Here is a 26394-nt window from a genome sequence, read left to right as displayed (position 1 = left end):
AATCCTTAAAACGCTGTCGTTTCTTCCAAAGTAAACTTAACGTTATCTTCGATCCATTGGCGGCGTGGAGCTGCCTTATCGCCCATTAGGACTGAGACACGGCGTTCTGCACGCGCCAAGTCATCAATAGTGACACGGATCAAGGTGCGGGTTTCTGGGTTCATAGTTGTTTCCCAAAGCTGATCCGCATTCATCTCCCCCAACCCTTTATAACGTTGGAGGGTTGCCCCACGACCAAAGGTCCGACGTAGGTCTTCCAATTCACTGTCTGTCCAGGCATAAGCCACTTCTTCTTTCTTCCCTTTGCCTTTAGACATCTTGTAAAGAGGAGGCATGGCGATATAGACACGTCCTGCTTCAACCAAAGGACGCATATACCGGTAGAAGAAAGTTAGGAGCAAGGTCTGAATGTGTGCTCCATCCGTATCCGCATCGGTCATGATGATAATCTTGTCATAGTTGGCATCTTCGATCGTAAAGTCAGCCCCAACTCCAGCCCCGATGGTATAGATCATGGTGTTGATTTCCTCGTTTTTGAGGATATCGCTCATGTTGGCCTTTTCAGTATTGAGAACCTTCCCTCGAAGCGGAAGGATGGCCTGGAACTTGCGGTCCCGACCTTGCTTAGCAGAACCACCGGCTGAGTCCCCTTCGACCAGATAGAGTTCATTCTTGGCAGCATTCTTGGACTGGGCTGGGGTCAATTTACCAGATAAGAGTCCCTTATCCTTCTTATTCTTCTTCCCATTACGACTCTCATCACGCGCCTTCCGAGCTGCTTCACGCGCATCCCGGGCCTTAATGGCCTTGCGAATTAGATTGGAAGCTAATTCCCCATTTTCCATCAGGAAGAAGGTCAACTTGTCAGCGACAATCCCGTCGACGACTGGTCGTGCAAGTGGACTTCCTAGTTTGTCCTTGGTTTGCCCTTCAAACTGCAAATGGGCTTCTGGAACCAAGATCGAAAGAACAGCTGAAAGACCTTCACGATAGTCTGAGCCTTCTAGGTTCTTGTCTTTTTCTTTGAGAAGTCCTGTTTTTCTTGCATAGTCGTTCATAGCCTTGGTAATGGCTGTCTTGAGTCCAGTTTCGTGGGTTCCCCCATCTTTGGTCCGGACATTATTGACGAAAGACAAGATATTGTCGGAATAGCCATCATTGTACTGGAGTGCGACTTCTACTTGGAAGCCTTCTGATTCTCCATTAAAGTAGAGAACCGGCGTCAAGGTTTCCTTATCTTCATTTAGGTACTCAACGAAATCCTGTACCCCATTCTCGTAATGGAAGGCTACGTGATTATCTTCTTCCTTACGGAGATCAGTCAGCGTCAACGTCACATCCTTGAGCAAGAAAGCCGACTCCTTGATCCGTTCTGCAATAGTATTAAACTTGAAATCCGTCGTTGAGAAGATGGTTGCATCTGGCATGAAGGTAACCTTGGTCCCAGTCTTAGACTTAGGAGCCGTTCCTATCTTCTCAAGAGTGGTAACTGGTTTACCACCATTTTCAAAGCGTTGCTTGTAGACTGCTCCATCACGGGTAATCTCAACCTCAAGCCAGCTAGAGAGGGCGTTCACGACCGAAGATCCCACTCCGTGGAGACCACCAGAGGTCTTATACCCCCCTTGACCAAACTTCCCTCCAGCGTGGAGGATCGTAAAGATGACCTCAACGGTTGGTTTACCCATGGCATGCATCCCTGTCGGCATCCCCCGACCTTGGTCCGCTACAGATAGGGAACCGTCTTTGTTAATGGTAACGTCAATTTGAGAACCAAAACCAGATAGAGCTTCATCGACTGCATTGTCAACAATTTCCCAGACCAAATGGTGAAGCCCATTTCCATCTGTCGATCCAATATACATCCCTGGACGTTTACGGACCGCATCCAACCCTTCTAGTACCTGAATGGCATCGTCATTGTAATTATTAATGTTGATTTCCTTTTTAGACACAAGGAACCTCCTGTTTGTTCATCTTTTCTATATTACAGCTTTTTAGGAAATTTTGCAAAATTTTTCTTTCTTCTCTCCCTTTAACTAGGCTATTTAAGTGCGATTGGTTCAAACCAACTATCCGATGTGACAAATCTGCTAGATATTTTCTTTTTCATTCAAAGCATTTTTGATATAATGAAACTATGATGAAAACAATTCTTTTACTCGTATTAGCATACTTATTAGGTTCTATCCCTTCTGGTTTGTGGATTGGAAAAGCCTTCTTTAACATCAATCTACGTGAACACGGTTCTGGAAATACAGGGACCACCAATACCTTCCGTATCCTAGGGACGAAGGCTGGTCTGGTCGTCTTTGCGGTTGATTTCCTCAAAGGGACCTTGGCTGTTTTATTGCCGACTATTTTTGGGGTTACAGGGATTTCGCCAATGGTCTTTGGTCTTCTCGCAGTTCTTGGTCATACCTTCCCCATTTTTGCAGGCTTTAAAGGAGGCAAGGCAGTCGCGACCAGTGCAGGAGTCCTCATCGGCTTCTCACCTCTCTTTCTATTTATCTTAGCTATTTATTTCTTTGCTAGTCTCTATTTAACCAGTATGATTTCCTTTTCAAGTGTGACGGTCGCTATTCTGGCTAGTATCGGAGTCCTCATCCTCCCACTGACTGGTTGGATTCTCCCAAGCTACGACCTGATTTTCACCATCGTCGTCCTCGCATTAGCAACCTTGATAATCGTCCGCCACAAGGACAACATCAAACGCATCCTCAACAAGAATGAAAACATCGTCACCTGGGGTAAAAACATCACCCATCAAAAACAAAAAGACTAGAGTCTAAACTCTAGTTTGAGAGCGTAAACAATCTGTTTTTCCTTACAAATCAAATAAATTCTATAAAAATAAAAAAATTCATTCGTTAGAATTATTCAATCATCTACTGAAACTTTCCGCCGTGAGAAAAGTGCTAGAAACACAATTGTTTCTAGCACTCGGGAGTTTTGGAACCTAGGGTCCAAAACTAAGTCATGGAACTTCTTCGAAGTTCGCTGACGTCCGTACTCACTTAAGGAAAGTTTTTTAGATGACTTTGTCTACAATCTGAGACTAGAGTCTAAACTCTAGTTTTTTTATGTTCAATAATAGATGGTCTTTAGGAGAAAGCAAACAGGAGTCTCCCTCTCCACTTCTTCTATAACTTCACTTACAAGAGTCTCTCTATTTCTTGATAAAGAATCTCTGTTGGTTGGTAGGTTTTGCTTGTCTGAGCCAGAGCTTTTAAGTGCGACCAATCTTCCCGAGAAACCAATTCATTAAATAAGCGCAAGACTTCGGATTCCGTCTTTTTACGAGAGACCAAACCAATTTGGAATAACTCAGCCCGAACCGCATTGTCAAACTGGTCATAGTCCTGGGGCAATATCAGACTTGGAATCCCATGATCAATACAACCCATCAAGATCCCCGCACCTGCATGATGAATGGTAAAATCTATCTGTTCCAAAACATCTGAATATGGAAGATAATCAAAGATCAAAAGATTCTCCGACAACATCTTGGGTGGATTCTCCAAACCATTAGGGTCGCCTAAGGTTACGTAAAAGACATAGTCAGGATGTTCTTGGCTCAAAAGCTTTGCAAACTCTATCATCCGCTCTTTTTCCCACTTTAAATGGGTCCCACAGGTAACGAGGACCCGCTTTTTAGAGCTAGTGAAATACTGCTTCTGCTCTTGAGGAAGCCGATCAAAAGATAAACAGCGATAACCAATCCATTTGAGCTGGGATGGAAAATCGTCTCGAAACTCCAACTCTTTCATGCCCAGGGCTAAGATTGAATAGGGAGAATAGATGGCTTCTGTCCCATCTTCACGGTACAATTTGAAATCCTCTAGGGTATCGAGATTCTTCTTAACCAGCGCAAGTCCAACTTTCTTTGCCAAACGGATGACTCGCCTACCCAGAGCATCTCTCCACTTGTAGAAGGTTCCCTGGTGCGGTTTCCAGCCACCTAGATAAGCAGGTGTTGTCGTGCGACTTTCAATCGCTACTGGACTTGGAATGGTCGTAATCCAGGGAATGCCCAAACGATCTGCTAAAACTCCAGCAGGAGCTGCTACAAAATCTGCAATAACCAAGTCAGGGCTTCCCTCAGAGTCCCAAATTCGATTTATTTCGTCAAAAACTTCAGGGACCAGTCTGCTATTGGCCATTAATTGTTGGTACATGATCAATAGATTTGCTTGCTTTGATGTATTGGCTATATCCTCCATCACTGTCGGACGATCAGGAAACAAGGCAAGGCAGTCAAAACCAATCTGCTCAACCAATGCCTTTTTCTGAAAACCTGTAATAACACGGATCTGAAAACGCGGATCCTCCAGCAAGGGTTTCACCAGGGTCAAGGTTGGAAACAAATGGCCACTAAAGGGGACGCTAATCACATCGATTTTTATCACTTTTTCTAATCCAGTCATAGATGATTCCTTTCACATCTTCTCTGTACTCATAGCTATAATGATCCGTATCCACTTGAATATCCGCTGAGTGGCGATCCAGAATACGTGAATAAGGATCTTTCTTTCCTTTGATGACCAGTAGCTCTAGTTCTTTTTGATTTAAGAGAAGATGGGAAACCGGGCCAAGCGCTATCACGCGCAATCTTGGAAGGGTGACCTGATTCCCTAAACTTCTGAGCCACTGGGTCAGCATATTGACACCTGAACTCTTACAAACAAGCACTACTTCCTGCGCTTCCAACAAGGGAGACAAGTGCTCCTGTAACAACTTTTGGAAACGAAGGTTCAAAATCGTATGCCAATAGTAGATGATATTGGATGCAGAAGCTGACAAGAGGGATACTTGTGGAGACTTTATATGTTCGAAATCTTGATTGAAGGGAAAATTACTGGCTACCACTGAATAGCCAGATGGACAAATTGCACGGAGGAGGTCTAGTTGCCCAGTTGTCAGACCGGCACAAGTAATATCACTGCTCCCACTAAGAAAGAGAACCAAGCGATCAGAGTCTAGCATGGTCTGATCAGGAGACAAAGCAGACAAACGGTCTATATAGGACTTCATCTTACTCATAACGAATCTTTCCATCCGTCACTCGAATCTTCCGCCCCCGCCAATGTATCACAGGAGGTGTCATTAGAACATAGACAAACAGCCAAGGAAGCAGGAGATCATTCAGCACTTCGTAGGTGACTTCATCCAAGTGTAAGCGATTGGTTAGAATGCTTTGTCGATAGAGGAGCATCCAAACTGCCTTGAATACCAGTAAGCTTAAGGCTAGAAGAAGATAAGGCCAACCTAAAATAAGACTTAAGATCAAACCTGGAAGAGGTAGAAAACTCGGTAAACCTATGAGGCTAAATAGCTTCCAGTCTAGGTGTTCTTTGAGATAGATAGAGCTAAAGAGAAGCCACCGCTTCATCTGGAGCAGGTATTGCTTAGCGTTTTTTATAGTGGTTCGAACATTACAGGTAACCCGCGTTTGGATAATGGATACTCCTTTACTCCTTAAAAAATCGGCCACAGCTAAATCATCACATAGATAGTCCTTAATCGCTGTGAAAAGCCCCTGATCTTTTGCAAGTTCTACCGGTAGGATATAAAACATCCCGTTGATGGAGTGATTTGCTTCAACTTCTGCCATGGTAAAATAGGTAATAAAAGAATTGCCATTAACGAATGCTGCAACAAGCTTGGACCAAAAATTACTTCTTTCTTGGTTATAGGGAATACCTGTAAGAATGACCTCTTGACCTAGATAGGTAGTCAGCTCACCCATTTTAGAAAAATCAATCACACTATCATCGTCCAAAACAATCAGATAAGGCCGGGTCAGCTCCTCTACAACCTGCTCAATCTTGTAACTCTTGGGATTAATCCCTTGAGGGACGTCTTCAATGAGAAAGATTCGAATGCGTTGGGCAAAGGAAGCATCTTGGCAAATCTGATCTGCTACTCGCTGGGCTTCTGTATCAGACTGGTCGATCAACCAGTAGAACTCCACTGATTCTGTTTGCTGGAGATTAGCCCGCAAATCATTCGCTAAACGAGGATCCCCAGAGAGGATGGGTTGGACCACTGTAAAAAGCTCTTCTGGGAAGTCCGCAATAGGAGACTGGCCTTTTTTATAATAAATGAAGGACAGCAACCAACGGATGAGAAATAAGAGAAGATAAGCAACGCCTAAAAATATAACTATAAATTTCATCTATTAAGTCCCTTTCGTAAATACCTTGCAAGGAGACGAATGATCCATCTTTGGGGAAGCAGACGACCTAGCAAAACGAGCAAGCGATAGCGAAGGCCGATAACAGCATAGGAAGTATCTCTTTCTATGAATCGAATCAACTGCTGAGCGACTTTCTCAGGCTTCATCTGCAAGCGACTTCCTCCCAATGCTTCTACTAGTTTAGGAGGAAAAATACCTGTTTGGACTGGTCCAAGAATATAAAGACCTAGCTGAATCGGTGAATCTGATTGCCTTAGTTCCTCCTGGAGAGCAAGAGTGTAGGTCTGCAAGGCAGCCTTGCTGGAACTGTAGGCTGCTAGATAGGGATGAGGATAAAGGGCAGCCAGAGATGACAGCTGGACCAGCTTGATCTTCTGATTTTTCTGCACTAACTTCTTGATTAGGTGGACAGGAGCATGGTAATTGATTTGCCAGAGATCTTGCTCATTTGCTGTAGCTAGATGGTTACCTTGGGAAAAATAAGCTACCCCTGCACAATTGACGAGAAGATCTGCATCTAGGTTATCTACAAAAGCTTCTAGAGCCATTTGATCTAGTATATCTAATGTTACGATTGACAGTTGCGCCTTGCTCCCAGTTAGTTCCTCTTGGACTTGGGAAAGTCTGTCTGAATCCCGACCTACTAAGACCAGATGATCCAGTCTTCTTGCCAATTCTTTCGCTAGCTGACGGCCAATCCCCCCTGTAGCCCCTAAAATGATCGCTTTTTTCATTGTATCTTCCATCTTCATAGCACTAGTGTACCAAATTTCTATTAGATAGAAAACTCCTACTGCCATTCTCCAACCTATAAGGTACAATCCAAACCTTAAAAAAATAGAATTTTCATTTTAAATTATTGAAGTATGGATTGAAATGGTTTATAATATCTTGAATTAACAAAAGAGAGGGTTTTTATGAAATTCTATTCCTACGACTATGTACTTAGTCAGATTAGCCAGCAAAATTGGGTTATGGTAATCATGTCCATTCTCTTAGTGTTGGTAACGGCTTTTTTTGCCTTTAAGGCATTTAAGGATAAACGCGGAAGTAAGTTCCGTGAATTATCAATCATTTCTGTCTTAATCTTAGTGGCCGTTGTTTTGATTGGTATTTCAAATTTCCAAAGCAATCAGTCCAACGACAATCAATTCCGTAGCTCTTTGCACTTTATCGAAGTCGTTTCAAAAGAGTTAGGAGTTGAAAAAGAAGATGTCTACGTCAATACTTCAGCGACGACCGATGGAGCTATTATCAAGGTAGACAAGCAATTCTATCGCGCTATTAGCGGAACTGACCCGGATAGCTATTTACTTGAAAAAATGGACTTATATAAAACAGATGTAGAACTGGTGGAGGTAGAAAAATAATGGACTTTTTTATCACAATTGCAATTAAGTTGGCCTCGGGGCTTCTTTCTCTTGTTTTTGTTATTAACGTAACAGGAAAAGGAAATTTAGCGCCAAGTTCTGCAGTAGACCAAATACAGAACTTTGTTCTCGGGGGTATTATCGGCGGGGTCATCTACAATAGCTCGATTACCATCCTTCAATATGTCGTCATCCTCATCATCTGGACGATTTTGATTCTGTCACTCAAATGGCTTAATACCAATGTTTACTTCATCAAACATCTGATTGATGGAAAACCAACTATTATCATAAAAAACGGAAAATTAGATCCAGAAGCTTGTCGCTCAAAAGGCCTTTCTGCTTCTGACGTCGCTCTTAAGTTGCGCTCTCAAGGGGTCTTCCAATTGAAAGAAGTCAAAAGAGCCGTCATCGAACAAAATGGCCAACTCATAATCGTTCGAATGGGAGATGAAAATCCCAAATACCCAATCATTACAGATGGTGTAGTCCAAGTAGAAATCTTAGAGACCATCGGTAAAACTGAAGAATGGCTTATGGCCGAACTGAATAAAAAAGGATTTGAAAATGTCGATGACATCTTTATCGCTGAGTACGACAAGGGTGAGATTAATGTCGTGACTTATTAAAGTTGGAAATCAGCTATTCGATAAAATAGACAAGTAAAAGGTCGTTACGAACTGTAACGACCTTTTTTCTATCTTTTAATAGTACTCCCCTTGGCGGTAGTTCCAAGAGTTGAAATGATCAGATAAGTGCATCATGATCTTGTCGATATCCAATCCCTTACGGATCACGACTGGGCAAGTATTGACAGAACGGCTACCTGCTCCTTGTTCTGGGATGAGTTTTCCTTCTGCATCAACCATAGAAACCATCACTCCTTGTTCATAGCGAGTTTCAATAGTCTTGTCTGGTTGGATAGAGGCTACATAATCATCGGCTTCGATGACCAAATCCACGGCACCTTCGATTCGCTCTCCGATTCCCTCGACTTTCCCACGATTTCCTTTACCAGATGGGTTAGCTGAAGAGGCATAAACCATTTTGCCTTCTTTTTCCCACATTTCTTTGGCGATTTGCTCACCAGCTTTACCGAATTTGATGACAAAACAGCTGGTTCCACGAACATCTGTCATGAGTTCTTCACGTCCATCGCCGAAGGCTTGTAATTTGGCATAGGCATCTTCACGCCAAGGAAGGATACAACCAAGCAAGATATCTTCATCCCAATGTTTTTGGTAGAAGGCTTCGATTTCAGGATTCAATTGCGCAAGGGCACGAAGTTCATCCATACTTCCGCAAAGAACGACACCTGGTTTGTTGCGGTTACGTTCTTTGGCTTCAAACTTGCGTTCCAAGCCAGCCTTGTCGCTGGTCATGATGATGTAGCCGACTTTGGTAGGGCAGACGATACAACCACCCTCGCCTTTAAGAATGTCAAATCCTTCTTGTGAAAGTGTTCCGTCCCATTGAATGTGTTTTGTCATAAATTTCGTCCTCTTCTATTTCTTTTTTTCTATTCTATCAAAATTCCAAAAAAGCTTCAATATATTTTCTGAAAATTCTTAATTAACTATACAATTTTTATTGCCAATAGGCGGGCCGATTCTTCTCATAAGCAGCAATCAAGTCCTCGTATTGGAGGGTAATCCCAATATCATCTAGACCGTTGAGTAATTTGTTCTTCCAATCCCCATCGATCTCAAAGCTAAATTCTCCAACAGGCGAGATGATCTTCTGCTCTTCCAAATCCACCGTTACCTCATCTGTCGGCTTCAAGCTTGCCAGCTTTTGACGAACCTCTAAAGGCTGGACTATTGGTAGCATCCCATTATTGAGTTCATTATTGTAATGGATATCTCCAAAAGAGCCGGCGATAACGACTTTAAAGCCATAATCAGCTAAAGCCCAGGCTGCGTGCTCCCGAGAAGAACCAGCCCCAAAATTGTCGCCAGTAATCAAGATGGTTGCCTTGCTGTATTCTGGTTTGTTAAAGATAAATTCTGGATCCTCGGTGTATTGATCATCCAAGTAGCGCCAAGCGTACATGAGGTATTTACCAAAGCCTTTTTTATCAATCAGCTTTAAAAATTGCTTGGGGAGGATTTGGTCGGTATCGATATTATCGTTCATCAAAGGAACCGTAGTTCCCGTATAAATGGTAAATTTCTCCATGATTCCTCCTTTTACTCAACTTCTGGCATTTGGCGCACATCGACAAAGCGACCGGCTATTGCTGCTGCAGCGGCCATTGCGGGGCTACAGAGATGGGTCTTAGCCCCAAATCCTTGGCGGTCTTCAAAGTTTCGGTTGCTAGTAGAGGCACAGTGGACGCCATCCGGCACCTTGTCTGGATTCATCCCGAGACACATAGAGCATCCTGGATCACGCCATTCAAAGCCAGCATCCAGAAAGATCTTATCCAAACCCATTTTTTCCGCTGCTCGTTTGACAGGACGGGAACCTGGAACTACGATGGCGGTTAAATTAGGGGCAATTTTCTTCCCTTCTACGAAACGGGCAGCCAGCTGCAAATCGCTGAGTCTGGCATTGGTACAAGATCCGATAAAGATATAGCCCAACTCGATGTCTGAAGCCTTTTGACCTGGTTGGAGATCCATGTAGGCATAGGCCCGTTCATCATTCATATCCCGAATTTCTGGAAAGGCTGTTTCCACGTCGACTCCCATAGAAGGGTTGGTCCCCCAGGTCACCATGGGTGCTAACTGGGATACATCGATGGTGATGACTCTATCATATGTCGCATCGTTGTCACTGACCAGGGACTGCCAATCGGCTACTGCAGCTTCAAAATCTTTTGGCACACATTCACGACCACGGAGATAGTCAAAAGTCGTCTCATCTGGATTCATAATCCCCATCTTAGAGCCGAATTCAATGGACATATTGCAGATGGTCATCCGCTCTTCCATGGTGAGGCTATCGATTGCTTCCCCTCTATACTCGACCACATGGCCAACCCCACAGGCTACGCCATAACGAGCAATCAAGGCCAAAATATAGTCCTTGGCATAAATCCCCTTCTGAGGCTTTCCAGTAAACTCGACCAAGAGCTTCTTCGGTTTGACCTGCCAGATGGTCTGAGTCGCAAAGACATGCTCCACCTCACTGGTCCCAATTCCAAAGGCAATGGCGCCGAAAGCTCCATGGGTCGCCGTATGGCTGTCTCCACAGACAATGAACTTTCCAGGCTGGGTACGTCCTGTTTCAGGACCAACCATATGGACAATTCCCTGTTTTTCTGAACCATGACCTGCATGATCGATCCCAAAGTCCTTGACATTTTCAGCTAATTTATCAATCTGAGCCTTGGAAATCACATCCCGGATATCATAAATGTTAACAGTCGGGACATTGTGATCAAAGGTTCCAAAGGTTAAATCTGGTCTCCGAACCCTTCTACCAGTGTCTCTAAGCCCTTGAAAAGCCTGGGGACTGGTCACCTCGTGGATATAGTGTTGGTCCACATACATGAGTTGGGGCTGGCTTTCCTCACCGGTCACTACATGCCGTTCCCAGATTTTATCAAAAATTGATTTTCCTGCCATCCTTACCTCCATAAAGCGTAGAGTGTGTAAAGTGTGAGAAGGGTTCCTAAGAGCCAGGTGACCTTAAAATACCACTTCTGTGTCTTGTGATGAAAGAGTAGCCCTCCTATCCAGGCTCCTAGCCCTCCAACTGCAAAAGCATAAAAGAGCAAGGTCTTTTCTGGTATCCGCCAAGTATTTCTTTTGGCCTTTTCCTTATCCACTCCGTAGAGAATCCCTACGAAGAGATTCCATAGAAGGATCAAGCCAGTAATCATTCCTTTTACACTCATAAGCGTTTTATAATCTCTTCTGTCATTTCTTTTGTCGAAGCACTGCCACCTAAGTCTCTCGTAAAGATCCCTGCAGCAAGAGTCGCTTCGACTGCTTTTTCAATGCGGCTAGCATCTTCTTCTCGATCAAAACTTTCTCGCATCATCATGGCAACAGAGAGGATCATCGAGACTGGATTCGCCACGCCTTGACCTGCAATATCTGGAGCTGATCCATGAATAGGCTCATACATGCTTGGACCTGACTCTGAATGGCTAGCCGATGGCATGACCCCAAGAGTGCCAGACAAGACACTTGACTCGTCTGAAAGGATATCTCCAAAGAGATTTTCCGTCACGATAACATCAAAGCGAGAAGGATTGGTAATCATCAGCATAGCTGCTGAGTCTACCAACTGGTGCTCCAAGGTCACATCCGGAAAGTCTAATGCCACTCGATCAGCTACTTTTCTCCAAAGCTTGGAGGTTGCGAGGACATTTTGCTTATCAATGCTGGTGACTTTCTTGCGACGTCCCCGTGCAATCTCAAAAGCCTTCCGCACGATTCGCTCTACTTCTTCAACCGAGTATTCGTTGATATCCCGTGCTTGATTTTCTTCTAAGATATGCTCTCCGAAGTAGATCCCGCCGGTGAGCTCGCGAACCACTACGAAGTCCACACCATGGATGCGCTCCTCCTTCAATGGAGAGAGGTGCTTGAGGGCATCGTAGATTTTGACCGGACGAATGTTGGCATAAAGGTTGAGCTCCTTACGAAGAGCTAACAAGCCTTGCTCCGGACGAATCGGTGCTTGGTCATACTGAGGACTTCCGATAGCCGCTAAGAGAATGGCATCCGCTTCCTTTGTAGCTTCTAGAGTAGAAGCTGGTAGAGGATGACCAGCCGCATCAATCCCTGCTCCCCCAAATGGATGAGCTTGGACTGAATAGTCAAAATTTGTTTTTTCTGCCACTGCTTTCAGCACGGACAGGCCAGCCTCCATGATCTCTGGTCCAATCCCGTCTCCAGCTAGGGCGATAATCTTCTTCGTCATAGTGTTCTCCTTTAGGCATCTGGTAGATCACGATAGGATACAATGTGACCAATCTCTCCAGCATTCTCTTTTTGCACCAAGGTATTGGCATTGATATAGGCAATCGCTGACGCCTTCAATACGTCAAAGTCTAAACCAGAAGCGTTAAAGATGGTATCCGTTGCTTCGTTCTCAACTGTTACCAAAACACGTGCTTGAGCGTCAATCCCATCTGTCACAGCGTCAATACTGTAGGAAGTGAGGCGAACCTCTTGATGGAAGAATTGATCAATGGCGTTAAAGATGGCCTCCACTGAACCTTGGCCTTTTGCAAGGTACTCAAGAATCTCACCATCTTCATTTTTCAGACTGACTGCTGCGGTGATGCTTTCATCTTCATTGGTTGTGAGGCGAAGATCATCAAAGTGGAAGCCTTCTGGATTTTCCACTGCTGTACCAGCGACTAGGGCACGGATATCAGCATCGGTGATCTCGTGTTTCTTATCTGCCAGAGATTTAAACTTAGCAAATAATGGCTGGATGTCTTCTTCTGTGAATTCCAATCCCAACTCATGCAGTTTTTCAACAAAGGCATGGCGACCAGACAATTTACCAAGTGGCAGGCTATTACTCTTAACACCCACCAACTCCGGTGTAATGATTTCGTAGGTAAGAGGATTTTTAAGGACCCCATCTTGGTGAATCCCTGACTCATGAGAGAAGGCATTGCCTCCGACTACTGCCTTGTTCTTAGGAATGGCAATCCCTGAATAGCGAGAGACCAACTCAGAAGTATTGATGGTTTCATTGAGGACAATCGGACTTTCAACCTGGTAATAGTCTTCCCGAATATTGAGTGCGACCGCTACTTCTTCAAGGGCAGCATTTCCAGCCCGTTCCCCGATCCCATTGATAGTACCTTCGACCCGGCCTGCGCCATTTTTAATAGCTGCTAAGCTATTCGCGACAGCCATCCCTAGGTCATCGTGGCAATGAGGCGAATAGATGATTTCCCGATCCGATTGGACATTTGTAATCAAGTGGTGGAAGATGGCTCCGTATTCCTCAGGTGTGGTAAAGCCAACTGTATCTGGGATATTGATATAACTGGCACCTGCATCCACTGCGGTCTGTACGACCTCTAGGAGGAAATCAAGCTCTGTTCTCGTCGCATCTTCAGGAGAGAATTCAACGACCTCAAATTTTGAACGAGCATAGGAAACATGCTCTTTGATCGCCTCAAGTATCTCTTCTTTTGACTTGTTGAGTTTAAACTCTCGGTGAATAGGGCTGGTTGCGATAAAGACATGAATTTGCGGATACTTAGCATCCTTCAAAGCTTCATAGCAGGCATCGATATCGGATTTAACTGACCGTGCTAAGCCCGTCACTGCTGTCTTGGTCAGAACCCTTGCAATCTCTTGTACAGCTGTGAAGGAATCAGGACTCGCAGCTGGAAAGCCCGCTTCAATCGCCGATATGCCCCACTTTTCCAATTGCTTAGCAATAGAAATCTTTTCCTTGATAGAGAAATTAACTCCGGGAGTCTGCTCACCATCTCGAAGACTGGTATCTAAAAATTCAACTTTACGCATAGGGTCTCCTCTTTTCTACAATTAGTGAATAAAAAACAAAAACATCTCGCTAGATACCTAAGCGAGATGTTTCGTTACTCCCGCTTGGTAAGCCAAACAGGACTAATGCTTCTGCACTAGCCCGAGTACCTCAACAACAAAGCAAATTGATTAAACTTAGCTGTTTTCATGTTTGACTTTCTCCTTTGTTCGATGTCTTGTTAAGTATTTTAGCATAGCGATATTCTCATGTCAAGAATTTTCTGCAATATTCTGAATTTTTTGAATAGAAACAAAATAAAGACGAAAGCCTTCTATCTTGCTTTCGCCTTTTGTCCTTATTTTTTTCTATAGAGATCAAAGATAATTTGACCGTTGTAGAGGTCAATGGTGTTGGCCTTGACGTAAAAGTCCATCTCATTTTTAATCTTAGCCAATTCAATCCTAATGGTCGCCTCTTTACTATCAATCTTGACAAAATTAGGAATGTCCTTGTTTTTAGATAATATCTGCAAGACCATCTGCTTTGGAAGTTTTAAGGTACCCACAGAGAAATCCTTCAGGGTCAAGAGGATACTGCCATCTTCTAGCTTGCTTGGGAGAAAGTAAATGTAAAGGGGGTAGTCCTTCCCCAAAAAATTCAACTGTCCTTCTAGTAACATTTGTTGGTTATCTGCATATAGCTTGTAATCACTCAAGTGGTAACTTGTAAGCATAACCTTGATCGTGTCATTAAGCTGGGCCCTTGTCGTCGTCATAGTTCCAATCTTGACATCTCCCTTGCTACTAGAAGTATGCAGTTGACTAACGTCTTCTCTAACGGTCGATAAGCGGACCGAAAGGACTACAGCCGTAGCGAACAAGAGACTAAGCAAACCTAGAAAGAGCCATTTCCAGATGTTAACATTCATTCTCTTTTGTCTCTCTTTGAAATGGGGTCCTGTGGCCAGTGCCTTCATCTTTTTATCTCTCGGACCAGTTTTTCTTAGTTGCATGTATTCTCTCCAAAACTGCTTCTTTCATAATCTCATAACCTGTATTATTAGGGTGGAAACTATCTTCATCATACAAGGCATCGTTGGTAACGGTCTCTTTTCCCTGCTCCCATTCCGTAACACCACTTTTTCCATCAATCCCCTTATACAAAAGATCATTGACCGGGACAAAATATACGTCCTTATAGGCAGCTAAGGTTTGCTCGGTTCTTTGGTTCCATTGATCCACAACTGTCTGCAAGTCCGTTAGATCTGGAAAGTTGAGATACAAGGGATTGTAGATTCCCACCACATAGATGGGCAAGTCAGGATTGTCCTTACGGGCCAGATCAATAATTTGCTTGAGGTTCTTCACATACCTCTTAGCTGGCTTGTCAAAACGGTCCAGATCTAAGTTACTGGTATCTTCTAAAACAGCCTTACGCAAATCATTCCCTCCAACTGTGAGAGTCATCAAGCGAGCCTGTTTCAGGTCCTTTCCAATCTCCTTCTTCTCTTGCATCCGCGATAAGATTTGAGCGCTGGTATTTCCCGATTCCCCATAATTGATAGCTTTTACTTCAAAGTCTGTTTCATTGGTCAAGCTTTGAGCAAGGAGAGGGACAAAGCCTCCTTGATTGGTGGTATCCCCGACTCCCTGGGTCAAAGAATCTCCAATCGCTACATAAGTAAAAGCCTGCTTTTTAACAGTCCCTGACGTCTTCGTCATGACAGGACTAGCAGAAGGTAGGAGCCAATCGACGAGGAAAAAGCAAACCAGAAAAGTGACCAAGCAATACAAGATCAATTCCAGTATTTTTCTTACATTCATATACTTTTACAAAAGTTCCCCTTAAACTAGTTTCTTCTCTATTGCCAGCAGGCAGTTCTTAGGCTTGATAAACAATCTCTCCCTGGCAAATCGTATAAGCTACCTGTCCCTTGAGGGATTCACCAACAAATGGGGAGTTAGCCGCCTTAGAAGCAAAATGATCAGACACCAGACGATTAGCATCCGGGTCAAAAATGACAATATCTGCTGGACCACCGACTTCTAAATACCCTGCTTCAAAGTGATACAGTTTAGCTGGATTATAAGTCATTTTTTCTAAAAGCTCCATCAAACTAAGTTCTCCAGCGTGAACTAAGTATGTCAAGCCTAGAGATAGTGACGTTTCTAAACCGGTCATACCAGAAGGAGCCTTGGTGATATCGGCTACATTTTTCTCATCTGCATGATGGGGCGCGTGGTCCGTTGCAATCACAGAGATGACTCCTGTCTTCAAACCATCAATCACTGCTTGACGGTCCTCTTCCCGACGAAGAGGCGGATTCATCTTAGCATTGCTTCCCTTAGAGAGCAAGAGTTCTTCTGTTTTTGAAAAATGCTGAGGAGCTACTTCTGCTGTCACAGGAGCGCCGATTGCTTGGGCAAACTCAACTACCTTGACACTCTCAGCTTTAGAAAGGTGTTGGATGTGGAGGTGGCCTCCTGTCGCATGAGCAATCATAGCATCACGCGCTGCCATAGAGTATTCTGCTACACCAGTCGCCCCGCAGATCTTGAAGTGCTCCCGGGCAATATGCTCGTTGAGGCCCAGAATACCGTTCAACTCTGGATCTTCCTCGTGTAAGCAGATAAAGGTACCTAAGCGTTTGGCTTCTTCCAAGGCCTGACGAACCACCTTGGTACTTTGTAGTGGAATCCCGTCATCAGAGAAACCGACAGCACCAGCTTGTAGCAAGCCTTCAAAGTCCGTCAGATGTTGACCATCGAAGTTCTTGGTAATCGTCGCAACTGTCTTGACATGGATGGCTTCCTTGGCAGCGGAATCCAAGACTTCTTTTAAAGTCTCGACATCCGAAATGGTTGGAGTGGTATTGGCCATCATAACGACTGTCGTAAAACCACCCGCTGCGGCGGCCAACGCTCCAGTATGAATATCTTCCTTGTGGGTCTGACCAGGTTCACGGAAGTGAACATGAATATCCACCAAACCTGGTGCAACTACCTTTCCACTGGCATCAATGACTTGGGCTCCCTCATAAGAAAGAGATGGACCCATTTCCACAATTTTCCCCTGCTCTACCAAGAGATCACATACTTGGTCCAAACCAGTTTTTGGGTCCATGACCCGACCGTTTTTAATGACTAACATCTTCTACTCCTTTATTCATAGAAATCGACATGGGTCTCTAGTAAGTGATCCCCATCATAGCGGAACATAGCTGAAAAGAAGGGTTTATCCTCCAAGAGCCACTCGACAAAGGTGTGGTCCCCCTCCCAAGTTGGCTTACTTAAGACTTGATCGTAAGGCACCCACTCCAGTGTCCCTTCGTTACACTCGATGAGCTCACCTTGAAACTCGGTCACTTTGAATACATAGGTGTACCAGTCTAGATCAGGAGTAAATTCAGGGAAGGTGATAATTCCTTTTAGAACTGGCTTAGCAACTAGACCCGTTTCTTCAAGGATTTCCCTAGCAGCACATTCTTGAGGAGTTTCCCCGCGTTCTAATTTTCCACCAACCCCAATCCATTTGCCTTCATGAACATCATTGGGCTTTTTATTGCGATGAAGCATCAAAAATGCTTCTCCATTATCGATATAGCAAATCGTTGCTAATTGTGGCATTTCTTTCTCCTATCTTAACCAATCAATCGGTTCCCGTCCCATCTCTGATAAATAAGCATTAACCCTTGAAAAAGGTCTAGAGCCAAAGAATCCTCGATAGGCCGATAAGGGACTTGGATGAGCACTTTCAATAATCATGTGTTTGCTGGAATCAATCAAAGCTTTCTTCTTCCGAGCATAAGCCCCCCAGAGAATAAAGACGACATGCTCCTCCTCTTGGCTAACTAGGCGAATAACTGCATCCGTAAACTCTTCCCAAATCACTCCAGCATGGCCATTAGCCTGGCCGGCAGGTACTGTTAGACAGGCATTGAGTAAGAGGACCCCTTGGTCAGCCCAAGAAGTCAGATCATGAGAAGCTTTGACCCCGACATCTTCGGCCAATTCTTTTAAAATATTTTGCAGGGATGGAGGCGCGGGAATATCATCCGGTACAGAAAAACTTAACCCCTGTGCTTGACCCGGACCATGATAGGGATCCTGACCTAAAATCACAACCTTAACCTCTTCCAGATTGGTTTTCTTTAAGGCTTCAAAAACCTTTTCCCTAGGAGGATAAATAGTTCCCGAAGCGTAGACCTGATCTAAAAAATGATTGATTTGCTTAAAGTAGCCCTCTGGAAGCTGCTCCTTAAGCAATTGGTGCCAGCTTGAATGTTGCATGCTATCTCCTTATATGTGGGGTTCTGAAGAGCCTTTGCTAGCAAGAAGCCATTTCTTTGGGCAATCCGCTAGACCAATTGAAGCCAGTAAGAGAATTTGTGGTAAAAATTGAATGAGGTAGCGGGTTTTTCCACCTTCAAAGATGATCAAAAAGAGTAGCCCACCAAATACAGCTAATGACAAGAAGTGGATATCATCCTCTTCTCTTTTCTTCAGATAGACAATGACCAGGCCAACTGCCATCACAATCCAAACCAGCTGTTTGACGAACTCATAGTAGCGGTATTGGGGACGATCCGTACTCAAGAAGTAGGTCCGAACCCACTTAGCAGGAGGGAGATCCTTGGTATAGCTCTCGTAAAGCGGATTAATAACGGGAGTCTTTTCATGCTCCACATCCCGATAGAGCCAGCCCAGGGTTCCTTCTGCCACCGTCAAGGACTGCTTGTAGTAGATATGGCCGATAAGCCCGAGAGGTCCGTAGTTTTTTAACCGACGCTTGATTTCCTTGATGATATATTCATTTTTGAACATCCCATTGTTATACTCATCTCGCTTGTCCTCATCAACATATTGTAAGAGGCCTTCTTTCATATCCTCCTGATTATGTCCAATATTGGTCAAACCGAGATTGATAAACAAGAGAGGACCTTTGGCCAACCCTTCCCCTTTGAGAATAGGAACAACTGTTTGGTGTTTGACAGCCGTATTAAGAGCTCCAAAGACTAGTCCAGTCGATAGGGCTGTCAGAGCAAAAACTTTCCCAAAAACCTTCCACTGGCCTTTGAAGAAAAGGACCATCCAAAAAGCTAAAACCACAATAATGGTCGTCGGACGAATGAGCATGGTGATCCCCGACAAAAGACCCAGCCACAAGGAGGTCTTCTCTTGCGAGCTACTACTCTTACTCTTTAAGATATCTAGAGCCAATCCTAACTGCAAAGCAATTAATGGAAGAGGAGGAATATCTGTATACATGGAGTAGAAATAAGGAGAGTAACAAATCAAGACCAAATAGAGCGTATAGACCCAATCCGCTACTTTTTGATCGTAGTGTTTCAATCCTAAACGATAGAGGAGAACAGCTCCTGCATTTACATAGACCATGTTGAGAATCTGCATGATCCAGAGTCCCGCACCACCAAAAATCTGGTAGAAAAAGCGTTCGTACAAGAATAAGGGGAGATTATTAGGATTTCGAGTCAAGTAACTTGAGATGGAAGTCTCTTTTAGAAGACCGAAAGCTCCCGTATAGACCACTGCCGCATCCCGCCGGATAAAGAGTTCTGCGGAAAGCATAAAAATGACCTGAACAAGAATAGCTCCTAGCATCAGCCCGGTCTTGTGCTTCATTAACCAGTTAAAAGCTCTTGTGATGGAAGAACGGCCAAAATAGCCTAGCAGAAAGACGAATCCTCCAGCTATCAGCGCCAACCACGAAATGTCTTTGAGATAGACGACGCTAATGATAAACCAGTGCACCATCAGGAGCAACATAACCAGATGGAGCACCCCAAATAGGATATTTTTACTTTTCACTAACATAGGACCATTATAGCAAAAAAATGCTGATTCTGCTGGATTCTATCAGCTTTCCATCAAATAGAGGACTTCTGTTTGGATGGTAAATCCAAGCCCTAGATAGAGACTGAGAGCAGCTTGGTTCTCTTTTTCGACAACTATCTGAAACTTTTGCTGGACTTCTTCAGCCATCTGATTCATCACACTTCGTAAGAGATAGCGCGCATACCCTTTGCGGAGATGATCCGGGTCAACGACTAATCCAAAGAAATAGGTCGTTCCCTGAGATAGATCCACCGTAACAGAAGCAAGTACTTGCTCTTGGTCACGCAATACAAAGAGCCGCGTATCCTCCACCTCTAAGGACTCTGTCGCATATTTGAGGGCATACTCTACATCCGTCTCAAAAGCCCTGGATTGAAAGCGAGCAATCTCTGGGATAATGGACTCCTGAGCTTCCAACACCATCAGACCTTCTCTCTCCTCAAGGTTTGAGATTTGACAAGGTGCCTCCAACCATAGTTCGTGGTCTTCCTCCTCTGCCTCCACTAAATGGAAATGGCTAAGTAAATCCGGATGTTGCTCCAAAAACCGAACCTCTGATACATACAGACGGTCTTCTAGCTGATAGTCCTGGGCCAAGTCCATGAAATCATCCCACAGGGAACGAGCAATTCCTTGTCTACGAAAAAGAGGAGTAACAAAGAGCTGCACTTCCGCCTCTTTGGGTTCATCCGCATAGATGGACAAAAATCCAACCAGCTGATCCTCTACTAGTGCTAGGATGAAAGAAGACATAGAGGGATCCGTATTGTAGAGATTATCTAAATAGGGCAAGCGATAGGTCTGGTCAATTTTGTGACAGCCACGAACAAGTTGTTCACACTGCTTCTTTTCTTCTACACTCAGACGAGTGCGTCTTTCAAGCTGCATCATTTCTCTTTCCTTTACTTAAACAAAAGAAGAGCCCATTAAAGGCCCTTCTATCATGTTTTCTTTAGTCTTGCCAAGTTTCTTGGTTTTCCTTGAAACGGCGTAACAAATCCAAGCCTTCCGAAGTGATGTAGCCTTGTTCTTCTGCCAAATGAATCAATTCTGTGTAGTTGGACAAGGTTTCGAGTTGAACTCCAGCCTCTGTAAATTTCTTATCTGCCTTCTCCAATTGGTAGGTGAAGATGGCTACTACACCAAGGACATCTGCTCCTTCACGCTTCGCAGCTGCGACAGCATCCAGAACAGAACCACCAGTAGAAATCAAGTCCTCAACCACAACCATCTTTTGCCCCTTTGGAACACGGCCTTCAATTTGATTACCAGCGCCATGATCTTTTGGTTTGCTACGGATGTAGGCAAAAGGCAGGTTCATCTTGTCAGCAATAATGGCACCATGAGGAATCCCCGCAGTTGCCGTTCCAGCAATGACCTCAACTTCTGGGAAGGCTTCCTTGATTTTGTCCACGAAGCCATTCTCAATCAGGGTACGAGTTTCAGGATAAGCGAGGGTCACTCGGTTATCCGTATAAATAGGGGACTTGATCCCAGAAGCCCAAGTAAAAGGCTCTTCTGGTTTCAAATAAACAGCTTCAATTTTTAGAAGATGGCTGGCAATATCTTTAGCTAATGACATGATAACTCCTTTTTACGATTTTAATCGAATACGATTTAAATCAACGAATGATTTGAATAACTTAAATGATAGGGAAATAGAAACAAAAAGCTCGAGTTAGAACAGTGTACTCCCTTATTCTAATGAATGCGTTAGGGAAGATCCTATCGGACTTTTTTAGTTCCGACACTTAGTTGAAAGAAACGATAATTTTCTTTCAACTAAGTTAGTGAATAGTTTAGGAAGGCCCTATCGGGCTCTGTTCATTCCGACGATTTAGAGGATAAAACGATTATTTTTATCCTCTAAATCTAGTGAACTCGTTAGGGAAGATCCTATCGGACTTCCCGTAGAACTACAGAAGTTTTACTTTTACTGGCGATTATTATTCCGACGATCTCAGAAGAGAAACGATCATTTTCTCTTCTGAGATCTAGTGAATGCGTTAGGGAAGGTCCCATAGGACTTCCCGTAGAGCTACAAAAGTTTCACTTTTAGTAGCTCTTACGCATTCCACTGTCTCTTAATCTCATGGTAAGCATCCCATGGGTTTTCTGCTTGAATGATCGGGCGTCCAACCACGATGTAGTCTGAACCGATAGCATGGGCTTCTTGTGGGGTCATGACCCGTTTTTGGTCACCAATTTCTGCTCCTGCAGGACGGATCCCTGGGGTTACGCAGACAAACTCTTCTGATGTAGCTTTCTTGATCAAATCTACTTCATGAGCTGAGCAGACTACGCCATCCAAGCCTGCTTCTTGCGCCTTGCGGGCATAATTAACAACTGACTCTTGGACAGTGGTTTGGATGTTTTGGCAATCCCGCATATCCTCTTCACTGGTAGAAGTCAATTGAGTTACGGCCACCAATTTGGCTCCTGGTCCAAGTGCTTTTTTAGCTTCGCGCATCATCTCTACACCACCGGCTGCATGAACTGTTACCATATCTACACCGAAGGTGCCAAGGACAGACATAGCTGACTTAACCGTATTTGGGATGTCGTGCAATTTTAGGTCCAAGAAAATACTGTGGCCACGACCTTTCAGATAGTGAACAATTTCTGGGCCAACTGCATAGAAAAATTCCATTCCGATTTTTACAAAAAGTTTTTCATCTTCTGGGAAATGTTCTAAAAAGTTTTTGACATCTTCAAAAGCTGGAAAGTCAAGGGCGATGATGGGACGTTCTTCACGCATGGGTTTCTCCTTTTTATGGCTGACATTTTTTCCACAAAAAAACCTTGCCCGAGGCAAGGTTACACGAAAATTAGGTAGTATCTACCCTGATTCACCGTCTAGACCTTAGGAGCCTCTCTGGACCACTTTAAAGGTTTTTCTACATTGTAGTACGATATGAAAGAAAAGTCAAGAATTATTCGTAAAACGTTCGGATTCAATCTGTTTTTTTCACCTTTCGACTAGGGAAGATTCACAAACATGTCAAAATCTTGACGAAGATCCGATTTTCCTGTAAAATTTTTGCTATGCTGAGGAAGGGTTGTTTCAGTTGTAGCTTACTCAGTAGCCTGTTGGGGTTGTAGCCAGCAGGTATTTTTTATTTTAATGATAATCTTTATAATAGATTTTCACGAACATGTTTTCGTAAATCCTCCAGGCTATCAATACCATACTGGTCCATAACCCTTGGTAAGTCTGTGATAATGGTCGGACATGCATAAGGATCTGTGAAGTTAGCCGTCCCAACCCCAATCGCAGAGGCACCAGCAATCATCATTTCAATCGCTGCTTCTGCTGAATCTACACCGCCCATTCCAATGATGGGCAGGTTGGTGGATTGGGCTACTTGGCGGATGAGTTTCAAGGCCACTGGGAAGATAGCTGGTCCTGACATCCCTCCCGTACCATTTGCAATGATCGGTTTGCCAGTCTTGAGGTCGAAGCGCATCCCGACCAAAGTGTTAATCATGGTCAAGCCACTAGCTCCTGCATCTTCTGCAGCCTTGGCTACTTGGGTAATATCAGCCACACTAGGAGTCAACTTAACATAGACAGGGACCGACGAAGCTTCTACCGCAGCTTTAACTGCATCATAGGCCAACTCAGGAACCTGACCGATTAAGAGACCATTATTGCCATGGTCCACATTGGGACAGGAGATGTTAAGTTCAATGGCTGTGACATTTGGCGCTTGAGAAATCTTCCGAGATACCGTCGCATATTCTTCGTTGGAAAACCCGGCAACATTGGCAATAATCGGTAAGTCCGGGTAATTCTCGGCCAACCAAGGGAGTTTCTCTGCTAAGACCACGTCTACGCCTGGATTTTGGAGTCCAATGGCGTTGAGCATGCCTGCAGGGGTCTCAGCGACACGTGGTGTCGGATTTCCAAAGCGAGCCTCAGCGGTTGTCGCCTTGATCATAATGGATCCAAGCAGGTCTAAATCATAGTATTTGGCATATTCCTGACCAAAGCCAAAACAGCCAGAAGCCGGAATGATGGGGTTTTTCAAGTCTAATCCTGGTAAGGATACAGCTAATCGATTACTTGTCATACTTTCCTCCCTACATCACAATCGTACCAGTTTCAAAGACTGGACCGTCTTCACACACGCGCTTGTTGGCTGCTTGGCTCTCATTTTCTAGATGCACCACACAGGCATAGCAAGCACCCATCCCACAGGCCATACGCGATTCCATGGAAATATAGGCACGAGGGTGGTCATGGAATTTGGTATTGACATATTTGAGCATGCCAGGTGCCCCACAAGAATAGATAGCGTCAAACTCCTGGTCCATCTGATCAATGACCATAGAAACATAGCCTTTGGTACCATAAGAACCATCGTCTGTTGTAATGGTGACTTGGCCGTACTGCTTCAATTCTTCTTCGAGGATCACCGCTTCTTTATTGGCAAATCCAAGAACAGAATGGACTTCTACTCCCTGCTCATGTAGCTGTTTAGCCACTTGGACCAAAGGAGGAACACCAATCCCGCCACCAATGATCAAGGCACGCGCCCCTTGACCAAGCTCTTTTAGGTCAAAGCCATTTCCTTGAGGGCCCATGACACTGAGGAAGCTACCGACAGGCAAGTGAGAAAAGATGGCCGTTCCGCCTCCTTCTAACCGATAGATGAGGCGACAGGTCTGGCTGTCTGGATCAATCTCTGAGATAGAAATTGGACGGCGAAGGAGCTTGGAGTCATCCGGTACGCGGATATGGAGAAACTGCCCCGGTAGCATCTGCTCCACCATTTTCCCCTTTAAGACCATTGAAAAAATCCGTGGCGCAATTTCTTCCTGAGCGATTAACTCCATGTCTTCCATCATGATTTTTCCAAACCGTTTCTTACAGCTGTCACTGACCATTGGTTTCCTCTTCTTTCTTCCAGCAAAAAAGACCTCGCAAAAGCAAGGTCCTACAAACGATCAGCTAGAATCGGTCCGCTAATCTTTTTTCTGTCTTTCCTTGCAGGTCTCTCTGGGCCCCTTAAAGGTTGAATTTGTCTCATTATATCGCGCTCCTTGTCGCTTGTCAAGTAGAAGACTGATGGCTCCGCTCATTTCCCATCTGTCTCAGGAGAAAACCCTTCTGGTACCGGTGGGATATACTGTAAAGCGATGCGATTTTCTGGCTTGAGATCGACCAAGTAGAGAACCAACAAGAAAATCCATTCCAGGGGCTTCATCAGATAGTAAATGACATCCATGGCCCATTTCTTCTTGATATGTTTGGCAAAGGGATAGCCATAGCGGTCATAATTACGACGTAGGAAACGATGGAAACCTGGCGTCTTTTCTTCTAGCACCTGCTCAAAGGCATTGGCAATACAGAGCTGGCGATTGACGACAACAGGATGACCATGGCGGATGCCCATCCGTTGGGGCTTGACCACCTTTTCATGGCCACCAGCTGCGACTGTACAGAGGTAATGCTCATCAATAATAAGATTCTGAGGAGGAATCTTTTCCGAGAAGGTCCAATCTGCTGTATTGGTCCAGGCCTTGATCAAGCTATCAGGTCGTTGACCAAAGAGCATGAGGACCATGACCAATACTGCTAACAAAGGTAGGGCAAAGACGACTGCCAACCAAGGCCAATGTTTGGATTGGTTGAGAATGGTGTGAAAGCGCTGAAGAATTGGATTGTCATAGACCCTATTTGGATCCTGCTCTCCCTGCCACTCCTTCATCCGAGTCCTCAGGAGGCTAATGGAATAAACCAAGCAGAAGACCGTGTGACAACCGATGACTTGCACCTGGATGTCAAATACCACTACTAGCACCAAACCCATCAAAATCCCACTGATACAAAAGATATTCAAAAGTGGGGACAAGGAATTGGCATCCCTATAAGAATAAATGACAAGAGCTAGGAAGGAAATCAATGCCAAAGTAAGAATCGTCGGGAGAGCATCCGACCAAATCATGGTATGCTTCTGCTCATTGATGAGCTGCTGGGTCCAATCAGAACTCGTCAAATCCTTTACCTGATAAATGAAGAAGGATTCCAAGATACAGCCAAAGACTCCTATCCAAAGGATCACAAAGTACTTGCGATTGTTGACTCTTCGTTTAATTCTTTGCGCTTCTTTCTTATCGTAGACACCGACCAGTTCCTTTTCCAAAGTCTGGGACTGAATCGTAGACCATCTAAAAATAACATACAGAAGCACAAAGATATTGGGAACAAAATAACTAATCCCTAGAACAAATAGAATAATTGCACCAATGTAAATTGCGCTACCAAAAGTAGCATTCCAAAAACCCAAATCATGGATATTGGCTGATAAGCTTCTGATTACAAGGAAAGCAGACAAGCTAAGAAAAAACAGTAAGTTGGTCAAAAAGTTCATCTTTACTAAACTGGCTAAAAATTTAGTCTCCAGTTCCTGGTTCCATTTTTTGAACCAGTGAGCAATTCTTTTCATAAGGCCTCCAAAGCTAGTCTTTTCCATCATTCTATCAAAGGGCAATCAATCCTACAATTCTAAACCTGATTTAGAGGGAAAAATCCTTCTATAGACCGATACCA

General features: G+C 44.2%; 26 protein-coding genes. 3 read left to right on the top strand and 23 right to left on the bottom strand.

Going from position 1 to position 26394, the window contains the following annotated elements; genetic code table 11:
* Nucleotides 1-5: 5 nt before the first annotated feature.
* The gene (gene parE / locus E5S68_RS02390; RefSeq protein ID WP_135782199.1) at nucleotides 6-1955 is read right to left on the bottom strand and encodes a DNA topoisomerase IV subunit B; all 1950 of its coding nucleotides are present in this window, start codon (nucleotides 1953-1955) and stop codon (nucleotides 6-8) included.
* 188 nt (nucleotides 1956-2143) lie between these two features.
* Here parE and plsY point away from each other — a divergent pair, with 188 nt between their 5' ends.
* A complete protein-coding gene (plsY, locus tag E5S68_RS02385; protein ID WP_200773498.1) occupies nucleotides 2144-2785 on the top strand; it encodes a glycerol-3-phosphate 1-O-acyltransferase PlsY in 642 nt (213 codons plus the stop codon).
* Nucleotides 2786-3155: 370 nt separating this feature from the next.
* On the opposite strand, the gene E5S68_RS02380 is transcribed toward plsY, so the two are convergent.
* The 4 genes from E5S68_RS02380 to E5S68_RS02365 are packed head-to-tail and all read right to left on the bottom strand — an operon-like array spanning nucleotide 3156 to nucleotide 6951.
* A complete protein-coding gene (locus tag E5S68_RS02380) occupies nucleotides 3156-4427 on the bottom strand; it encodes a glycosyltransferase (RefSeq protein WP_135782197.1) in 1272 nt (423 codons plus the stop codon).
* A complete protein-coding gene (locus tag E5S68_RS02375) occupies nucleotides 4387-5043 on the bottom strand; it encodes a hypothetical protein (RefSeq protein ID WP_135782196.1) in 657 nt (218 codons plus the stop codon). The genes E5S68_RS02380 and E5S68_RS02375 overlap by 41 nt, the downstream gene beginning before the upstream one ends.
* Entirely contained in the window at nucleotides 5036-6178 is a 1143-nt protein-coding gene (locus E5S68_RS02370; protein ID WP_135782195.1) for a glycosyltransferase, read from the bottom strand. Before E5S68_RS02370 ends, E5S68_RS02375 begins: the two co-directional genes overlap by 8 nt.
* Entirely contained in the window at nucleotides 6175-6951 is a 777-nt protein-coding gene (locus E5S68_RS02365; protein ID WP_135783086.1) for an SDR family NAD(P)-dependent oxidoreductase, read from the bottom strand. The genes E5S68_RS02370 and E5S68_RS02365 overlap by 4 nt, the downstream gene beginning before the upstream one ends.
* A 165-nt stretch (nucleotides 6952-7116) precedes the next feature.
* Between E5S68_RS02365 and E5S68_RS02360 the strand changes: the two genes are divergently transcribed.
* Both E5S68_RS02360 and E5S68_RS02355 read left to right on the top strand, forming a co-directional pair.
* Nucleotides 7117-7569, top strand: coding sequence for a DUF3290 family protein (locus E5S68_RS02360; protein WP_135782194.1), 453 nt, complete (start codon nucleotides 7117-7119; stop codon nucleotides 7567-7569).
* A complete protein-coding gene (locus tag E5S68_RS02355; RefSeq protein WP_234697723.1) occupies nucleotides 7569-8198 on the top strand; it encodes a DUF421 domain-containing protein in 630 nt (209 codons plus the stop codon). Before E5S68_RS02360 ends, E5S68_RS02355 begins: the two co-directional genes overlap by 1 nt.
* A gap of 75 nt (nucleotides 8199-8273) precedes the next feature.
* Here the strand turns inward: E5S68_RS02355 and E5S68_RS02350 are convergent, their stop codons facing one another.
* From E5S68_RS02350 to E5S68_RS02265, 18 genes are all read right to left on the bottom strand, one after another.
* Nucleotides 8274-9059 (bottom strand): L-threonylcarbamoyladenylate synthase, encoded by a 786-nt coding sequence (locus tag E5S68_RS02350; RefSeq protein ID WP_006596430.1) that lies wholly within the window; start codon nucleotides 9057-9059, stop codon nucleotides 8274-8276.
* A gap of 97 nt (nucleotides 9060-9156) precedes the next feature.
* Entirely contained in the window at nucleotides 9157-9747 is a 591-nt protein-coding gene (gene leuD / locus E5S68_RS02345; protein WP_006596431.1) for a 3-isopropylmalate dehydratase small subunit, read from the bottom strand.
* An 11-nt stretch (nucleotides 9748-9758) separates the two neighbouring features.
* On the bottom strand, nucleotides 9759-11141 hold the full coding sequence (leuC, locus tag E5S68_RS02340) for a 3-isopropylmalate dehydratase large subunit (protein ID WP_135782192.1): 1383 nt from the start codon (nucleotides 11139-11141) through the stop codon (nucleotides 9759-9761).
* Between the two features lie 2 nt (nucleotides 11142-11143).
* Nucleotides 11144-11413: a DUF1294 domain-containing protein gene (locus E5S68_RS02335; RefSeq protein WP_048689804.1), complete on the bottom strand. Its 270-nt coding sequence runs from the start codon at nucleotides 11411-11413 to the stop codon at nucleotides 11144-11146.
* Entirely contained in the window at nucleotides 11410-12447 is a 1038-nt protein-coding gene (gene leuB / locus E5S68_RS02330) for a 3-isopropylmalate dehydrogenase (protein WP_135782191.1), read from the bottom strand. Before leuB ends, E5S68_RS02335 begins: the two co-directional genes overlap by 4 nt.
* Before the next feature lie 11 nt (nucleotides 12448-12458).
* Nucleotides 12459-14021 (bottom strand): 2-isopropylmalate synthase, encoded by a 1563-nt coding sequence (locus tag E5S68_RS02325; RefSeq protein WP_135782190.1) that lies wholly within the window; start codon nucleotides 14019-14021, stop codon nucleotides 12459-12461.
* Nucleotides 14022-14338: 317 nt separating this feature from the next.
* Nucleotides 14339-14911, bottom strand: a complete 573-nt coding sequence (locus E5S68_RS02320) for a YpmS family protein (RefSeq protein WP_234697722.1) — start codon at nucleotides 14909-14911, stop codon at nucleotides 14339-14341.
* Nucleotides 14912-14963: 52 nt separating this feature from the next.
* Nucleotides 14964-15806, bottom strand: coding sequence for an SGNH/GDSL hydrolase family protein (locus tag E5S68_RS02315; protein WP_135782188.1), 843 nt, complete (start codon nucleotides 15804-15806; stop codon nucleotides 14964-14966).
* A 58-nt stretch (nucleotides 15807-15864) separates the two neighbouring features.
* Nucleotides 15865-17133 (bottom strand): dihydroorotase, encoded by a 1269-nt coding sequence (locus tag E5S68_RS02310; RefSeq protein ID WP_135782187.1) that lies wholly within the window; start codon nucleotides 17131-17133, stop codon nucleotides 15865-15867.
* Nucleotides 17134-17144: 11 nt separating this feature from the next.
* Nucleotides 17145-17609 carry an NUDIX hydrolase gene (locus E5S68_RS02305; RefSeq protein ID WP_135782186.1) on the bottom strand — a complete coding sequence of 155 codons (465 nt, stop codon included), beginning with the start codon at nucleotides 17607-17609 and terminating at the stop codon, nucleotides 17145-17147.
* A 9-nt stretch (nucleotides 17610-17618) separates the two neighbouring features.
* Entirely contained in the window at nucleotides 17619-18272 is a 654-nt protein-coding gene (locus E5S68_RS02300) for a uracil-DNA glycosylase (RefSeq protein ID WP_135782185.1), read from the bottom strand.
* Between the two features lie 9 nt (nucleotides 18273-18281).
* A complete protein-coding gene (locus tag E5S68_RS02295) occupies nucleotides 18282-19817 on the bottom strand; it encodes a glycosyltransferase-like membrane protein (RefSeq protein ID WP_135782184.1) in 1536 nt (511 codons plus the stop codon).
* A 42-nt stretch (nucleotides 19818-19859) separates the two neighbouring features.
* Nucleotides 19860-20729, bottom strand: a complete 870-nt coding sequence (locus tag E5S68_RS02290) for a GNAT family N-acetyltransferase (RefSeq protein WP_234697721.1) — start codon at nucleotides 20727-20729, stop codon at nucleotides 19860-19862.
* Between the two features lie 61 nt (nucleotides 20730-20790).
* Nucleotides 20791-21420: an orotate phosphoribosyltransferase gene (gene pyrE, locus E5S68_RS02285; RefSeq protein ID WP_135782183.1), complete on the bottom strand. Its 630-nt coding sequence runs from the start codon at nucleotides 21418-21420 to the stop codon at nucleotides 20791-20793.
* 483 nt (nucleotides 21421-21903) lie between these two features.
* Nucleotides 21904-22596 carry an orotidine-5'-phosphate decarboxylase gene (pyrF, locus tag E5S68_RS02280; protein WP_006596444.1) on the bottom strand — a complete coding sequence of 231 codons (693 nt, stop codon included), beginning with the start codon at nucleotides 22594-22596 and terminating at the stop codon, nucleotides 21904-21906.
* 376 nt (nucleotides 22597-22972) lie between these two features.
* Entirely contained in the window at nucleotides 22973-23911 is a 939-nt protein-coding gene (locus E5S68_RS02275; RefSeq protein WP_135782182.1) for a dihydroorotate dehydrogenase, read from the bottom strand.
* 10 nt (nucleotides 23912-23921) lie between these two features.
* Nucleotides 23922-24728 (bottom strand): dihydroorotate dehydrogenase electron transfer subunit, encoded by an 807-nt coding sequence (locus tag E5S68_RS02270; RefSeq protein WP_135782181.1) that lies wholly within the window; start codon nucleotides 24726-24728, stop codon nucleotides 23922-23924.
* A 191-nt stretch (nucleotides 24729-24919) separates the two neighbouring features.
* A complete protein-coding gene (locus E5S68_RS02265) occupies nucleotides 24920-26290 on the bottom strand; it encodes a DUF6688 domain-containing protein (protein WP_135782180.1) in 1371 nt (456 codons plus the stop codon).
* Between the last annotated feature and the right edge of the window lie 104 nt (nucleotides 26291-26394).

The organism is Streptococcus rubneri, assembly GCF_004785935.1.
Taxonomy (GTDB): Bacteria; Bacillota; Bacilli; order Lactobacillales; family Streptococcaceae; genus Streptococcus; species Streptococcus rubneri.
Note: the sequence above shows the minus strand (reverse complement) of the source record. Positions and strands in the feature narration are given on the sequence as shown.

Coding starts and splice junctions, on each gene's coding strand:
- plsY (WP_200773498.1), top strand. CDS start 2,144: ATGAAAACAATTCTTTTACTCGTATTAGCATACTTATTAGGTTCTATC.
- E5S68_RS02380 (WP_135782197.1), bottom strand. CDS start 4,427: ATGACTGGATTAGAAAAAGTGATAAAAATCGATGTGATTAGCGTCCCC.
- E5S68_RS02375 (WP_135782196.1), bottom strand. CDS start 5,043: ATGAGTAAGATGAAGTCCTATATAGACCGTTTGTCTGCTTTGTCTCCT.
- E5S68_RS02370 (WP_135782195.1), bottom strand. CDS start 6,178: ATGAAATTTATAGTTATATTTTTAGGCGTTGCTTATCTTCTCTTATTT.
- E5S68_RS02365 (WP_135783086.1), bottom strand. CDS start 6,951: ATGAAGATGGAAGATACAATGAAAAAAGCGATCATTTTAGGGGCTACA.
- E5S68_RS02360 (WP_135782194.1), top strand. CDS start 7,117: ATGAAATTCTATTCCTACGACTATGTACTTAGTCAGATTAGCCAGCAA.
- E5S68_RS02355 (WP_234697723.1), top strand. CDS start 7,569: ATGGACTTTTTTATCACAATTGCAATTAAGTTGGCCTCGGGGCTTCTT.
- E5S68_RS02350 (WP_006596430.1), bottom strand. CDS start 9,059: ATGACAAAACACATTCAATGGGACGGAACACTTTCACAAGAAGGATTT.
- leuD (WP_006596431.1), bottom strand. CDS start 9,747: ATGGAGAAATTTACCATTTATACGGGAACTACGGTTCCTTTGATGAAC.
- leuC (WP_135782192.1), bottom strand. CDS start 11,141: ATGGCAGGAAAATCAATTTTTGATAAAATCTGGGAACGGCATGTAGTG.
- E5S68_RS02335 (WP_048689804.1), bottom strand. CDS start 11,413: ATGAGTGTAAAAGGAATGATTACTGGCTTGATCCTTCTATGGAATCTC.
- leuB (WP_135782191.1), bottom strand. CDS start 12,447: ATGACGAAGAAGATTATCGCCCTAGCTGGAGACGGGATTGGACCAGAG.
- E5S68_RS02325 (WP_135782190.1), bottom strand. CDS start 14,021: ATGCGTAAAGTTGAATTTTTAGATACCAGTCTTCGAGATGGTGAGCAG.
- E5S68_RS02320 (WP_234697722.1), bottom strand. CDS start 14,911: ATGAATGTTAACATCTGGAAATGGCTCTTTCTAGGTTTGCTTAGTCTC.
- E5S68_RS02315 (WP_135782188.1), bottom strand. CDS start 15,806: ATGAATGTAAGAAAAATACTGGAATTGATCTTGTATTGCTTGGTCACT.
- E5S68_RS02310 (WP_135782187.1), bottom strand. CDS start 17,133: ATGTTAGTCATTAAAAACGGTCGGGTCATGGACCCAAAAACTGGTTTG.
- E5S68_RS02305 (WP_135782186.1), bottom strand. CDS start 17,609: ATGCCACAATTAGCAACGATTTGCTATATCGATAATGGAGAAGCATTT.
- E5S68_RS02300 (WP_135782185.1), bottom strand. CDS start 18,272: ATGCAACATTCAAGCTGGCACCAATTGCTTAAGGAGCAGCTTCCAGAG.
- E5S68_RS02295 (WP_135782184.1), bottom strand. CDS start 19,817: ATGTTAGTGAAAAGTAAAAATATCCTATTTGGGGTGCTCCATCTGGTT.
- E5S68_RS02290 (WP_234697721.1), bottom strand. CDS start 20,729: ATGATGCAGCTTGAAAGACGCACTCGTCTGAGTGTAGAAGAAAAGAAG.
- pyrE (WP_135782183.1), bottom strand. CDS start 21,420: ATGTCATTAGCTAAAGATATTGCCAGCCATCTTCTAAAAATTGAAGCT.
- pyrF (WP_006596444.1), bottom strand. CDS start 22,596: ATGCGTGAAGAACGTCCCATCATCGCCCTTGACTTTCCAGCTTTTGAA.
- E5S68_RS02275 (WP_135782182.1), bottom strand. CDS start 23,911: ATGACAAGTAATCGATTAGCTGTATCCTTACCAGGATTAGACTTGAAA.
- E5S68_RS02270 (WP_135782181.1), bottom strand. CDS start 24,728: ATGGTCAGTGACAGCTGTAAGAAACGGTTTGGAAAAATCATGATGGAA.
- E5S68_RS02265 (WP_135782180.1), bottom strand. CDS start 26,290: ATGAAAAGAATTGCTCACTGGTTCAAAAAATGGAACCAGGAACTGGAG.